At 61.2% G+C, this 12,626-nt stretch carries 12 protein-coding genes; 5 read left to right on the top strand and 7 right to left on the bottom strand.

Translation table 11 applies throughout. The features are described from left to right. Positions 1–200 precede the first annotated feature (200 nt). From K3728_10360 to K3728_10345, 4 genes are all read right to left on the bottom strand, one after another. Positions 201–785: a nucleotidyltransferase family protein gene (locus K3728_10360; GenBank protein UWQ94144.1), complete on the bottom strand. Its 585-nt coding sequence runs from the start codon at positions 783–785 to the stop codon at positions 201–203. Then, positions 782–3,202 (bottom strand): FAD-dependent oxidoreductase, encoded by a 2,421-nt coding sequence (locus K3728_10355; GenBank protein ID UWQ94143.1) that lies wholly within the window; start codon positions 3,200–3,202, stop codon positions 782–784. Before K3728_10355 ends, K3728_10360 begins: the two co-directional genes overlap by 4 nt. Before the next feature lie 194 nt (positions 3,203–3,396). Beyond that, positions 3,397–4,509, bottom strand: coding sequence for a 3-dehydroquinate synthase (gene aroB, locus K3728_10350; GenBank protein UWQ94142.1), 1,113 nt, complete (start codon positions 4,507–4,509; stop codon positions 3,397–3,399). Then, the gene (locus K3728_10345) at positions 4,502–5,077 is read right to left on the bottom strand and encodes a shikimate kinase (GenBank protein ID UWQ97513.1); all 576 of its coding nucleotides are present in this window, start codon (positions 5,075–5,077) and stop codon (positions 4,502–4,504) included. Before K3728_10345 ends, aroB begins: the two co-directional genes overlap by 8 nt. A gap of 43 nt (positions 5,078–5,120) precedes the next feature. On the opposite strand from K3728_10345, the gene K3728_10340 reads away from it, so the two are divergent. From K3728_10340 to K3728_10320, 5 genes are all read left to right on the top strand, one after another. After that, positions 5,121–5,345 carry a hypothetical protein gene (locus tag K3728_10340; protein UWQ97631.1) on the top strand — a complete coding sequence of 75 codons (225 nt, stop codon included), beginning with the start codon at positions 5,121–5,123 and terminating at the stop codon, positions 5,343–5,345. Next, entirely contained in the window at positions 5,335–6,861 is a 1,527-nt protein-coding gene (locus K3728_10335; GenBank protein ID UWQ94141.1) for a hypothetical protein, read from the top strand. Before K3728_10340 ends, K3728_10335 begins: the two co-directional genes overlap by 11 nt. 3 nt (positions 6,862–6,864) lie before the next feature. Further along, positions 6,865–7,803 carry a tyrosine recombinase gene (locus tag K3728_10330; protein UWQ94140.1) on the top strand — a complete coding sequence of 313 codons (939 nt, stop codon included), beginning with the start codon at positions 6,865–6,867 and terminating at the stop codon, positions 7,801–7,803. Between the two features lie 136 nt (positions 7,804–7,939). Then, the gene (locus K3728_10325; protein ID UWQ94139.1) at positions 7,940–9,304 is read left to right on the top strand and encodes an HlyC/CorC family transporter; all 1,365 of its coding nucleotides are present in this window, start codon (positions 7,940–7,942) and stop codon (positions 9,302–9,304) included. Positions 9,305–9,402: 98 nt separating this feature from the next. Continuing rightward, positions 9,403–9,957 (top strand): VOC family protein, encoded by a 555-nt coding sequence (locus K3728_10320; GenBank protein ID UWQ94138.1) that lies wholly within the window; start codon positions 9,403–9,405, stop codon positions 9,955–9,957. 249 nt (positions 9,958–10,206) lie between these two features. On the opposite strand, the gene K3728_10315 is transcribed toward K3728_10320, so the two are convergent. The 3 genes from K3728_10315 to fabI form a co-directional block, all read right to left on the bottom strand. Next, a complete protein-coding gene (locus K3728_10315; protein ID UWQ94137.1) occupies positions 10,207–11,055 on the bottom strand; it encodes a serine protease in 849 nt (282 codons plus the stop codon). Positions 11,056–11,286: 231 nt separating this feature from the next. Beyond that, positions 11,287–11,805, bottom strand: a complete 519-nt coding sequence (gpt, locus tag K3728_10310) for a xanthine phosphoribosyltransferase (protein ID UWQ94136.1) — start codon at positions 11,803–11,805, stop codon at positions 11,287–11,289. A 1-nt stretch (position 11,806) separates the two neighbouring features. After that, positions 11,807–12,619, bottom strand: a complete 813-nt coding sequence (gene fabI / locus K3728_10305; GenBank protein UWQ97512.1) for an enoyl-ACP reductase FabI — start codon at positions 12,617–12,619, stop codon at positions 11,807–11,809. Positions 12,620–12,626: the final 7 nt, after the last annotated feature.

Raw genomic sequence — 12,626 nt, 5'->3', positions numbered from 1 at the left:
GCCTAGGGGACGCGTGTTGCTCGCACCACGCGCGTCCCTCCGGACACTGTAGCTACGTGTAACAAGTTTTTTGCGTGTGTTTTGTAACGAGTAAGACGACGTAACGCTTAAACAGTACCGCGGACGATCTCAGGGGGCTGAGGTCGTCCGTTTTTCGTAGACCGGGCCTCGGCCCGGGACCACCGCGTTGCCGCGCGCGCTCAGGACGAGCGTTGCGCGCGCCACGTCGCCCAATCTTCGGGCGTGTCGAGATCGACGGTGGCGCGGTCATCCTTCAGCGGGATCAGCGCCACATCGCGAGCGTGAGCCTTCAAAATCGACCGCGCCCCTTCATCGCCTTGCAGTTTTGCCAGATGCTTCAGGTACTTGGGCGCAAAGACAACAGGCTGCCCCGGCGTGCCCGTGTCGCTGGCAGCTTGAACGATGGGCGCAATGCCTTGGCCGTGCAGCCCCAGAAGAAGGTGCAAATCGCCCGCCGTAATGTCGGGCATATCGGCCAGAACGATCATAACAGATGTGTTCCTCAGCCCCGCCACGCCCGCCCGGATGGAAGCAGCCATACCGTCGTCGCCTTCGGCCTCCACAATCTCGGCGGTGATACCGTCCAGCGCGGCACGGCGCGCGGGTTGGTTCGGGCCAAGCACGACGCGCGTTTCACCAGCTTTGGTACAACGCTCGGCCAAGAGGCGCAGAAGCGGTTGGCCTTCCACCTCTTCCAGTAGTTTGTCGCCGCCCCGCATCCGGGAAGAGGCACCAGCAGCCAGCAGAACAATCAAACGGCTCATCCGCGCATCCGCACGTCTTCGCCGTCAAACAACGGTTTGGTGATCAGACGGGCAGGGCGCATGTGGCCGAGGACTTCGATCTCTACCGCCAGCCCTTCGGTAGCTTTTTCGCGCGGGACAAATCCAAGGGCGATGGATTTTCCGGCAGTGTGCGAATAGCCGCCCGAGGTGCAGAACCCAACGACCGCGCCGTCAATCGAGATCGGCTCGTAAGCCACAACATCGGCGTCGAGGGCGTCTACCTCAAACGCGGCGAGGACGCGGCTTGGCGCGGAGGAGCGGTCTGCCTCAGCCGCCGCGCGGCCAATGAAGTCGGTGTCTTTCTTCCACGAGATGAAGCGATCAAGCCCGGTTTCCGCGGGCGTGTAATCGGGTGAGAACTCTCGCATCCACGATCCAAAGAACTTGTCCAACCGCAGCGACATCATCGCCCGCATCCCGAACGGCTTCATCCCGAACGGCTGGCCCGCGTTCCACAGCACCTCCCACAGCGCGCGTTGTTCCATGGCGTCGACGTAGATTTCATACCCCAGATCGCCCGTATAGCTGACGCGCTGCACAAAGGCGGTGGAATGGCCGATGGTAAGCTGGCGCGCGTCCATGAACTTCATGTCGGCCACATCTTCGCGGGCGACGGCTTGCAGCACATCACGGGCGTGGGGGCCTGCGATCTGGAACCCGGTGCGCCGGTCCGAGACGTTGTCGAGGCGCACGTCGCCGTGCGCGTCGTTTGGCGGGTTCTGCATGAACCAGCGCATGTGGTAGTCCTGCGCGCCGTAAGATCCGGTTAACATGAAATGAGTGTCGGACAGGCATGTGACGGTAAAGTCGCCGATGATCTTGCCCTTGGGCGACAGCATCGGGTTCAGCGCCAGTCGCCCCGGTTTGGGGATGCTGCCTGCCATGATCCGGTCCAACCACGCGCGGGCGCCGGGGCCTTGCACGTCGTACTTGCCGAAGTTCTGCACCTCGTTAATGCCCACGCCCTCGCGCACGGCGCGGACCTCGCGGGCGGTGGCCTTCCACGCGTTGGAGCGCCGGAAGGAGGGTGTTTCAAACCGCGCTTCGCCGGGTTCCGCGAAATAATTCGGCACCTCCAGCCCGTATTGCTGGCCCCAGACGGCCCCCATGCAATCGAAAACATCGTACATCGGCGTGGTGCGGAAAGGGCGCGCGGCGGGGAGTTCCTGGTTCGGGTAGACCACCGAGAAGCGGGTCTGATAGTTCTCGATCACTTTGGGTAGCGTGTAGGCGGGGGTCAGGATACGGCCGAAGCGGGCGACATCCATGGCCATCACATCGCGCTCGGTCTCACCCTCAACCATCCATTGCGCCAGCGACAGGCCGACGCCGCCACCTTGGCTGAACCCCGCCATCACACCGCAAGCGGACCAGTAGTTGCGAAGGCCCGGCACAGGACCGACCAGAGGGTTGCCATCGGGGGCGAAGGTAAACGGACCGTGGACCACCGATTTGACGCCCGCGCGTTCCAGCACCGGGAAGCGGTTGAAGGCGAAGGCGATGGAGTCCTCGATCTTGTCAAAGTCATCGGGCAGGAGTTCATGGCCGAAATCCCAGGGCGTGCCATCCACGGCCCAGGGGCGGCAGGTTTTCTCGTAGAAGCCGATACAAAGCCCGCGCCCTTCCTGGCGCAGATAGCTTTCTCCCGCGGGGTCCATGACGTGGGGGTGTTCTGTGTCACGCTCATAGATTTCAGGGGTTTCTTCGGTCACCAGATATTGGTGTTCCATCGGGTGCAGCGGCAAATAGCAACCCGCCATCGCCCCGACTTCCCGCGCCCAGAGGCCTGCGGCGTTGACCAGATGTTCGGCAATGATCGTGCCTTGATCGGTGACGATCTCCCACGATCCATCCACACGAGCGTTGGTTTCTAACACCTTGGTATGGGTGAGAATTTCCGCCCCGCCCATGCGCGCGGCCTTGGCATATGCATAGGTGGTCCCGGAGGGGTCCAAGTGTCCATCCAGCGGATCATAGAGCCCACCGAGGATGCCCTCGATGTTGGTGATAGGCGCAAGTTTCGCGATTTCCTCGGGCGAGACGATTTCCGTCTCGAGCCCCATAAAGCGGTGCTTGGCGCGTTCGGCCTTGAGCATGTCGAGCCGTTCCGGCGTGTCGGCCAGTGTGACGCCGCCCACGTGGTGGAGGCCGCACGACATGCCGGTGAGTTCTTCGAGTTCCCGGTAGAGGAGGATGGTATAGCCCTGAAGCGCGGCCATGTTGGTGTCACCATTCAGCGTATGAAACCCGCCCGCCGCATGCCAGGTGGAGCCCGATGTGAGTTCCGAGCGTTCCAGCAGCGTTACATCGGACCAGCCCAATTTCGTCAGGTGGTAGGCCACGGAACAGCCGACGACGCCGCCGCCGATAATGCAAACACGGGTATGGGATTTCATCGCTGTGCCTCCTGTGGGTTGGGGTCATCTGAGGTCACGGGGCGCAGGCGGGCAAGTCTGAATGCGACATTAGCGGGTCGGTCGCGGACGGGGCAGGTGGGTCCCGGTCGGGGCGTTTCAATCTCGGGCGGGATCGTGTGGCGCGACGGGGGAGTGAGTTGTATGGGCCAAGATGAAGAGGGGAGCGGCGCGCTCTACTGGCTGGCGAGGGCGTCTTGCAGTAAGGTCAAGACGGCGTCGGTGGGGACATCGGCAGTGACGAAGGCATCACCGATGCCACGGGCCAAGATGAAGCGGAGTTGGCCTGCGACGACCTTTTTGTCTTGTCCCATAAGCCCCACGAGGGTGGATGCATCCGGGAGGTCGCCAGGAATATCGTGGAGGTCTTTTTTCATGCCCATGGCGGCGAGATGCGCGCGTACACGCGACGGGTCTTCCTGGGAGCAGAGGCCGAGGCGAGAAGAGAGCTCGAACGCCAGCGCACAGCCAATGGCGACGCCTTCGCCGTGAAGGAGGCGGTCGGAGTAATCGGTGGCGGCCTCTAGGGCGTGGCAAAAGGTGTGGCCGAGGTTGAGGAGTGCCCGGTCGCCTTGTTCGGTTTCATCGCGGGCGACGATATCGGCTTTCATCTGGACCGAGCGTTTCACCGCTTCCTGGCGCAGGCCCGCGTCGCCTTGGGCCATGGCGGGGCCGTTTATTTCCAACCACTCGAAGAAGGCGCCATCGCCGAGCATGCCATATTTGGAAACTTCGCCGTAGCCGGCAAGGAAATCACGGCTCTCGAGCGTGCCGAGGACATCAATATCGGCCAACACCAGAGCGGGTTGGTGGAAAGCCCCGATGAGGTTTTTGCCTTGAGCGGCGTTGATCCCGGTTTTGCCGCCTACGGAGCTATCTACCTGCGCCAAAAGCGATGTGGGGATCTGCACGAAACGAATGCCGCGGCGATGGATGGCAGCGGCAAAGCCCACGAGATCGCCGATCACGCCGCCGCCGAAAGCCACTACGATATCGGCACGCTCGACCCGTTCGGTCAACAGCCAGTCGGCGACCCGTTGCAGGTGCGGCCATGATTTGGTGGCCTCTCCGGGGGGGAGGATCAGCGCGTCGCTTTCGATGTCGGCCGCGGAGAGACCCGCCCGCAGGGCGTCGAGGTGCAGGGATGCGACGGTTTCTTCCGTGACGATCCAGACCTTGGGCCGGGTTAAAAGGGGCGCGATGCGGGCACCGGCAGAGGCGATCAGGCCTGAGCCGATTTCGACATCATAGGCACGGTCGCCAAGCTCAACTCGGACAGTATCAATCATCGGCGGGGTCCTTTTGCAGCGTTCCGTTGTGGCGCAGGATGTCCATCACTTTGTCGGCGGTGGCGTCGATAGACCAATCGGGCTGGACCGTCACCTTATCAGGCGCAAGGGCGTAGGCGGGGGTCCGGTCCATAAGCAGTTCGGCAAGGGTGGCCCGCGGGTTCGAGGTGTGCAGAAGCGGGCGGTGGGTCTTGTGCCGTACTCTTGACCATAGCAGCGGCAGGTCGGCCTCGAGCCAGACTACAGTGGCCTTCGCCAAAAGCATGTCGCGGTTGGCGGGCGATAGCCAAGCGCCGCCGCCGGTGGACAGGATGCAAGGCGGACCGCCCAACAGACGTTCGATCACTTGCCCCTCTTTTTCGCGAAAGAAGGGCTCTCCGTAGCGGTCGAAGATCTCGGCGATGGTCAACTGAGAAGATTGTACGATTTCAACATCCGAGTCGTGCATCGGCACGTCCAACATAGATGACAGCGCCCGGCCGATCGCGGTCTTTCCGGCGCCCATCATGCCAATAAGCACAACGCTTTTGACCAGTTTCCCCGGTACCTGTGGCACGCTTTCGCCCATGGTTGAAAAAAATCCCTCGATCAGTGGCGAATTCTCGCCGTCCATGGCTTATATGATGTCGCAAGCGGCGGCAAACGTCGAAGGCATCCAATGGCGTCGGATGCTGATTTTTCTAAGGGCAGGTGGACCGGATATGGGGCGGATCATTATTTTGATTTTGGTGTTACTTCTACTGAGCGCGATTGCGCTGGTGGGATATGCCTATTCGGGCTTGATGCAGCCCGATGTGCAAACCGTCACACAACCGGTTGAGTTGGATGTGGATTAAAGGCGTTAAGACATGCGTTTTCGCTTGCGTTTTCGGGGGCTTGGCGGCGGCGCAAGAGATTAACACCAGCGATCTACCTCCCTTGGGCACGCCCGATTGGTTGTCCGATACGATCACACGGCCCCATGCCAATATCGCCACCGATGCCTCCATCCCGGCGATCACGGTGCTGCCGTTGGATGCGATCCAACTCGACGCCGTGGGGCTGTTGCCAAGCACGATCACCGGCTTGCCTTCGGACCTTTGGGGCGCGTCGGATACGGCCACCTTGGCGGCTTTGATGCGGGCGCAACCGGTGCAGGGGTTGCCTGCGATGCAAAGCTTCACGCAGACCTTGGCCTTGGCAGAATTAGCGCCGCCGCAAGGGGCCTCACCCGAGGGGTCGGACCTGTTTCTTGCCCGCCTTGATATGTTGCTGATGCGCGGCGCGTTGGACCCGGCGCAAGCCTTGATGGAAAGGGCAGGGCCCACGGCGCCGGCGGTGTTCCGGCGCTGGTTCGATGTCTCCTTACTGACCGATCGGGCCACCCGCGCTTGCGCCGCGATGAACGCCAACCCCGATATCGCCCCAACCTTGCCCGCGCAGATCTTTTGCCTCGCACGCGGCGGAGATTGGCCCGCCGCCGCCCTTTTGTTGGGCACGGGGGAAGCCTTGGGCCAGATATCCGAGCCCGAGGGTGACCTGATCACCCGCTTCCTTGACCCTGAATTGTTCGAGGGGGAGCCTCCGCTGCCGCCCGACGCGAACCTGACCGCGCTGGAGTTCCAGATGCGCATGGCCATCGCCGAGCGCCCCGATGCCACCGGTCTGCCCCTGGCCTTCGTTCACGCCGACCTGAGCGTTCTGGCGGGCTGGCGGGCGCAACTTGATGCCGCCGAGCGACTGACCCGCTCGGGTGCCATTGCGCCGCAACAATGGTTGGCGATCTATACGGCGCAGGCGCCATCGGCCTCGGGCGCGGTCTGGGATCGGGTCGCGGCGGTACAAGCCTTCGATGCCGCCCTTCTGGCCGGTGATCCTGTGGAAACCAGCCGTCGACTGGTCCCGGCATGGGACGCGATGGGGGCGGCGGGCTTGCAGGTCGCTTTCGCCGATATCTATGCGGATCGTTTGTTGCGCACGCCGCTGGTGGGCGATGCAGGCATCCTTGCGCGGCGGGTCGGTTTGCTGTCGCCGATCTACGAGGAAGTGGCCCAAACCGCCGTGCCCCAAGATGCCGCAGAGCGCTTCGCATTCGCCATCGCCCGAGGGCTGCCGCCCGATGATCTGCCCGGCAATTCAATTCTTGGCCGCGCTGTGGCTGCGGCCTTCGCCGACCCGCTCCCTCCGCATCGCTACACGCCCTATCAGCAGCAAAACCGCTTGGGAGAGGCGCTTTTGCGGGCCGCCCAAACCCTCGCAGGCGGCAGCGCTGATGCCGACGACACCACCGACGCGCTGGTTCTGTTCCGGGCCGTCGGTTTGGAAGACATCGCCCGTCGCGCGGCTCTGCAACTTCTGCTGCTTGAAGGCTAGCCGATGTCAGCCCCCACCACCGACAGCGATTGGATTGTGCTCTACCTTGATGCTGCTGCGGCCGAGCAGGGGGCGGCGCGTAACACGCTCTTGGCCTATGGGCGCGACCTGCAAGACGCTATGGCGGCGCTGTCCAAGTCCGGCGGCTTTGCCGCGGCCGACCGCGCGGCGCTGGAAAGCTATATCGCGCGGCTCGAGGCCGAAGGCCTTGCCCCCGCCACCCGTGCCCGCCGCCTGTCATCCCTGAAGCAACTCTACCGTTTCGCCCATGAAGAGGGCTGGCGCGATGACAATCCGACGTTGCAAATCACCGGCCCCGCCCGGGCGCGCAAACTGCCCAACACGCTCTCGATGGAAGAAGTTGACGCCCTGCTCGAGGCCGCCATGACCCATGGCCGCACCGCGCCGGACCGTCTGCGCAATCACTGCCTGATGCAAATCCTCTACGCCACCGGCCTGCGCGTGACAGAGCTTGTCTCTCTGCCCCTCGCGGCCCTGCGCGGCGATCCGTCTATGCTGCTGGTGCTCGGCAAGGGGGGCAAGGAACGCATGGTTCCCCTCTCTCCGCCCGCGCGCGCGGCCATCGCCCCATGGCTCACCCACCTCGATGAAACCTATGAGACAACACGTACCGCCACCAATCTCGCCCCGCAAAGCCCCTTCGCCTTTCCCTCCCGTGGCAAATCCGGCCACCTGACCCGCGTGCGCTTCTTTACCTTGATCAAAGAACTCAGCGCCGCCGCCGGGATCGACCCTTCCCGCGTCACCCCCCACACCCTGCGCCACGCCTTCGCCACGCACTTACTGCAAAACGGCGCCGACCTTCGCGCAATCCAAACCCTGCTCGGCCACGCCGACATCGCCACGACCGAGATCTACACCCACATCCTCGACGAACGCCTGCGGCAACTGGTGCTCGAAAAACACCCCCTCGCGCGGTAGCCGCCGCGCTCTCTCCGTCACGCAACCCCCATTTCACCTTTTCATAAATATCGAATCCACCGCTCTCCCCGTGTCGATTCATCGGTGTTGAAGCGGAGGTCTTGAACGCGCGCCACCACAGCCCCATAACCAATTCATGGAAAACGAAACGCTCCCCCTCGATCCCGCCGCCGATACCTCCGCGGCGCCGTTCTTTGATCCCGCCGCCTTCAACGACCCTAGCACGTGGATCGTGGCGGCTGTGATCCTTTCGCTATTGGTGTTCTCGGGCTTCTTTTCCGGCTCGGAAACGGCGCTTACGGCGGCCTCTCGGGGCAAGTTGCGGTCCATGGCCGACAAAGACGATCGGGCCGCCAAGGGCGCGCAAAAGGCGTTGGACCTGAAGGAAGACAACGAACGGCTGATCGGCGGCATCCTTCTGGGCAACAACCTCGTGAACATCCTCGCCACATCGCTGGCGACCGTCTTGTTCACCACTCTTCTGGGCGAGGGCGCCATTGTCGCGGCCACCTTGGTGATGACGGCCCTTGTCCTGATCTTTGCCGAAGTGCTGCCCAAGACCTACGCCATCACCAACCCTGAAACCTCCGCCGCCCGCATCGCCCGGCCCATCGCGCTCATCATTGCGTTGATCGCGCCCGTGGTGGCCGTGGTCCGGATCGTCGTGCGCGGCGTGCTGCGTCTCTTTGGTCTGCGCATTGATGCAGGGGCTAACATGTTGTCTGTGCAGGAAGAAATCATGGGGGCGTTGACCATCGGCCATCAGGAAGGCTCGGTCGAGAAGGAACAGCGAGACAGGCTTTTGGGGGCGCTCGACCTCCATGAACGCACAGTGGAAGAGATCATGCTTCACCGCTCCGGGATCGAGATGATCGACGCCGATGACGATCCCCAAGCGATCCTGAGCCAAGCCCTACAATCGCGCCACACACGCCTGCCGGTGTTCCGCGATGATCCCGAAAACATCGTCGGCGTCGTTCACGCCAAAGACCTTCTGCGCGCCATCGACCGGCTGACCCGAGGCGAGGACGCGCCGGGTCTCGACAGCTTTGATATCTCCGCCGTCGCGATGGAGCCCTACTTCGTCCCCGAAACCACGACGCTCGACGATCAGATGCGCCAGTTCCTGCGCCGCCACACTCACTTTGCGCTGGTGGTGGATGAATACGGCGCACTGGGGGGGCTCATCACGCTCGAGGATATTCTTGAAGAAATCGTCGGCGAAATCACCGATGAATTCGACACGCCGGAAGAGCCGACGTTGCTGCCGGACGCGGCGGGCAATTTTACCGTCGATGGGGCCATGACGATCCGTGACCTCAACCGCGCGGCTGAATGGACCTTGCCCGATGATGAGGCCAACACCGTCGCCGGTCTGGTGATCCACGAGGCGCAGACAATTCCGCTGCCGGGGCAATGCTTCGCCTTCCACGGTTTCCGCTTTGAGGTGGCAGGCCGCGAGGCGAACCGCCTGACGCAGCTCAAGATCCGGCGCCTGTAACGGTCTGCTCACGCTTGATCAGGGGGTAAACTCTGGGGTTTAGTGCAACAAAAGTGTTAACGGGTGCGCGCATGCCGCCCTGACCGAAAGGACAGCCCATGCACAAACTGCAATCCCAAGGCCTGCATCACATCACGATGATGGGCGCGGACCGTCAGACCTCCATCGACTTCTGGGAAGGCGTGCTGGGGATGCCGTTCATCTTCGAGCAACCCAATCTGGACGACCCGGACCAAGGCCACCTCTACTTCGATCCGGGCGACGGGCGGCTGATCACCATCTTCACCAACGAGGCGCGCAAACCGTCCGGGCAGGCGGCGGCGCAAGAGGTGGGGCAGATGCACCACGTGGCGTTTGCGGTCAGTCAGTCGATGTACAGCCAACTGGTCGAGCGGCTCGACGCGCGTGGCATCACGCATTCGGGCGAGAAGGACCGGGGCTTCATGAACTCCATCTACTTCCGTGACCCTCTGGGGATGCTGATCGAGCTGGCATCATATCGGTTCGAGCCACCCGCGGGACATACCCACGCCGATGTTTTGATGGCCGCACACAAGGTCCGGGTAGAGGCCGGGGACGAGGCGATCGGCGACAAGCATCTGGCGATCGCGATTGAACAGATAGGCGCGACGCGGGCCAGTTTGAGTGATTGAGGAGAGGGCAGCGAAGGACAGGTGTGAGCGCATAGTGTTGGATGCTGCGCATTGCAGGAAGGCTGGCAAAGGGGCGGGGAGGGGTTGTTCGCTGCGCCCTCTAGCAGCGGCAGCTTTGCGCAGGCAGAGGTGCTTATAAAGCTTTGCCTGTTTCCCGGCTGCGAACCTTCATTCAACATGCGACGAAAGCCTATTTCCACGCCACAGCGGACGGTAACTTCGGCAGATTAATTATTTGAAGATCATAAATCACAGATGAGGATTTCTCGGCGTTACGCCCGATGAAATCAGCTCATTTAGAACTGAATGCTTCCACACTCTAGCCAATTGAAAACCTTCGCTTTCACTTGCCTCCCGTCCCGCATAAACGCCAATGAATTTCGTCCAGTAACCTAAGATACTTGAGGATCCTCCGATACTAAGTTGTGCGCCTTCTTGACCCCAAAGGCCCGGCACTCGTGCAAACACCGGTGATCCAGACATCCCTTTACGAGTAAGAGAATCGGCCAAAAACAAAGGTTTATTGTCGTAGTCTAGCTCAGGCTCTGTCGCAATCGAGGCTCGCTTCCATATCGGCGTGCCTGAAGGTCCCGACAACCCTTCAGGATAACCGACGATAAAGCAGTCATCGCCACACATTGGGTGGAAATCCGACAACTGTTGCTTTTGATTAACGGTGTAAATTTTCTTTCGAAAATCATAGTCTTCTATCGGAATGGCAACGATATCGACCTGACTACCCAGATGGTGTTCAAGCCAAACAGGCACATCAGAACTGTCGAATAGGGCGATCTCTTTGCCAGCAAAAATGACGCGCCGCCCCTCCTCTACTACTTGATCAGCCATCTCATTGAACCAAACGTGCATATGAGTAGGCGTAAAACTCCCAACTGGGTTTCCTGTAGTCGGGTCCAAACCAGTCACATTGTGCCGATTTGTGATCAAATATAATTTTCCCCCAAATGACCAATGGAAACCTGTCGCACTTGCAGCGCCACACCGTGCGCCATCTGGAAACTTACGAAACAATTGAATGTAACAAACAGCTCTGCTTTCAAATGAGACACTAATAAGCTTCAATCGTTCTTCGTGCATCATTTGAACCTAATAATTTAATACTCTATTGAGAGTCAAAGTTGGTCGCCCCTAAGTGGAAAGGTCAAGAGTTTGGTTCAACGCATTTTGGAGCGGCCACGACCGCTCCTGTCCGCACTTGTGGCGCTCCTACCAACAAAGCACGAAGGTCCGCTCCGGCCCGTAAGCGCGCAAATCGGTTGATTATTTAGCGACTATTTCGTCTGGGGCAGACTCGCACCCCATCGCCCCCAGTCAATCCTTGCCGCGATACGGCTCCACGTATTGCAGGGCCATGTCCCACGGGAAGAAGATCCAGGTGTCTTGGCTCACGCCCGTAATAAACGTGTCCACCATCGGCTCGCCTTCCGGCTTGGCGTAGACCGTTGCGAAATGCGCCTTGGGGTAGAGCGAGCGGACCAGTTCCAGCGTTTTGCCGCTGTCCACCAGATCATCGACGATCAAGATGCCTTCGCCGTCGCCCATGATCTCGGCGTCGGGGGATTTCAGCACCTTCGCCTCGCGGCGCTGGTCGGCTTTGCCGCCGCCGGAATGGTAAGACACGACAGAGATCGTATCGACCGTGCGGATGTCCAACTCTCGCGCCACGATCATCGCGGGTGCCATGCCGCCGCGTGTGATCGCCACCACCGCGCGCCATGCGCCGTCATCGGGGCCTTTGCCATCCAAGCGCCACGCCAACGCTCGGCTGTCGCGGTGGATTTGGTCCCAAGAGATGTGGAAGCCTTTTTCGTGGGGCAGCTGCGTTGTCATCTTACTCGCCCTTCTTCTCGATGCTCATGTCGGGCGCCTCTGGGTTCTTCATTCCGATGACGTGGTAGCCCGCATCAACGTGGTGAACCTCTCCGGTGACGGCACTGCCCATGTCGGACAGCAAATACAGCGCGGACTTGCCGACCTCATCCTGGGTCACGGTACGGCGCAGGGGCGAATTATTCTCGTTCCACTTCAGGATGTAGCGGAAATCACCGATGCCCGACGCGGCGAGGGTCTTGATCGTGCCGGCGGAAATCGCGTTGACGCGGATGCCGTCGCGGCCCAGATCCTCGGCCAGATACATGACCGACGCCTCAAGCGCGGCTTTAGCCACGCCCATGACGTTGTAGTGGGGCATCACACGTTCGGCACCGTAATAGGTGAGCGTCAGCAACGAGCCGCCGTTGTTCATCATCTTCTCGGCCCGTTGGCACACGGCGGTGAATGAATAGACAGAGATGTTCATCGTCATCTCGAAGTTCGAAGGGGAGGTTTCGACGTAGCGCCCGCGCAGCTCATTTTTGTCCGAGAAACCAATGGCGTGGACGACGAAGTCCAGGTTGTCCCATTCCTTGCCCAATGTCTCGAACAGGCTGTCCAAGGACGCCTCGTCGCCAACATCGCAGGGGATGACCAGCGACGATCCCAGCTGTTCGGCCAATGGCCCCACGCGCTTGAGCAATGCATCGCCCTGATACGAGAAGGCCAGTTCAGCCCCTTCCGCAGCGAGCGCCTTGGCGATCCCCCATGCGATGGATTTATCGTTGGCCAGGCCCATAATCAGACCGCGCTTACCGTCCATCATACCCATCGTGTGT

The sequence above is a fragment of the Rhodobacteraceae bacterium M385 genome (assembly GCA_025141835.1).
In the GTDB taxonomy this organism is placed as follows: Bacteria; Pseudomonadota; Alphaproteobacteria; order Rhodobacterales; family Rhodobacteraceae; genus Gymnodinialimonas.
This window is presented reverse-complemented; position numbering and strand designations above follow the sequence as displayed.

Coding starts and splice junctions, on each gene's coding strand:
- K3728_10360 (UWQ94144.1), bottom strand. CDS start 785: ATGAGCCGTTTGATTGTTCTGCTGGCTGCTGGTGCCTCTTCCCGGATG.
- K3728_10355 (UWQ94143.1), bottom strand. CDS start 3,202: ATGAAATCCCATACCCGTGTTTGCATTATCGGCGGCGGCGTCGTCGGC.
- aroB (UWQ94142.1), bottom strand. CDS start 4,509: ATGATTGATACTGTCCGAGTTGAGCTTGGCGACCGTGCCTATGATGTC.
- K3728_10345 (UWQ97513.1), bottom strand. CDS start 5,077: ATGGGCGAAAGCGTGCCACAGGTACCGGGGAAACTGGTCAAAAGCGTT.
- K3728_10340 (UWQ97631.1), top strand. CDS start 5,121: ATGGCTTATATGATGTCGCAAGCGGCGGCAAACGTCGAAGGCATCCAA.
- K3728_10335 (UWQ94141.1), top strand. CDS start 5,335: ATGTGGATTAAAGGCGTTAAGACATGCGTTTTCGCTTGCGTTTTCGGG.
- K3728_10330 (UWQ94140.1), top strand. CDS start 6,865: ATGTCAGCCCCCACCACCGACAGCGATTGGATTGTGCTCTACCTTGAT.
- K3728_10325 (UWQ94139.1), top strand. CDS start 7,940: ATGGAAAACGAAACGCTCCCCCTCGATCCCGCCGCCGATACCTCCGCG.
- K3728_10320 (UWQ94138.1), top strand. CDS start 9,403: ATGCACAAACTGCAATCCCAAGGCCTGCATCACATCACGATGATGGGC.
- K3728_10315 (UWQ94137.1), bottom strand. CDS start 11,055: ATGATGCACGAAGAACGATTGAAGCTTATTAGTGTCTCATTTGAAAGC.
- gpt (UWQ94136.1), bottom strand. CDS start 11,805: ATGACAACGCAGCTGCCCCACGAAAAAGGCTTCCACATCTCTTGGGAC.
- fabI (UWQ97512.1), bottom strand. CDS start 12,619: ATGGGTATGATGGACGGTAAGCGCGGTCTGATTATGGGCCTGGCCAAC.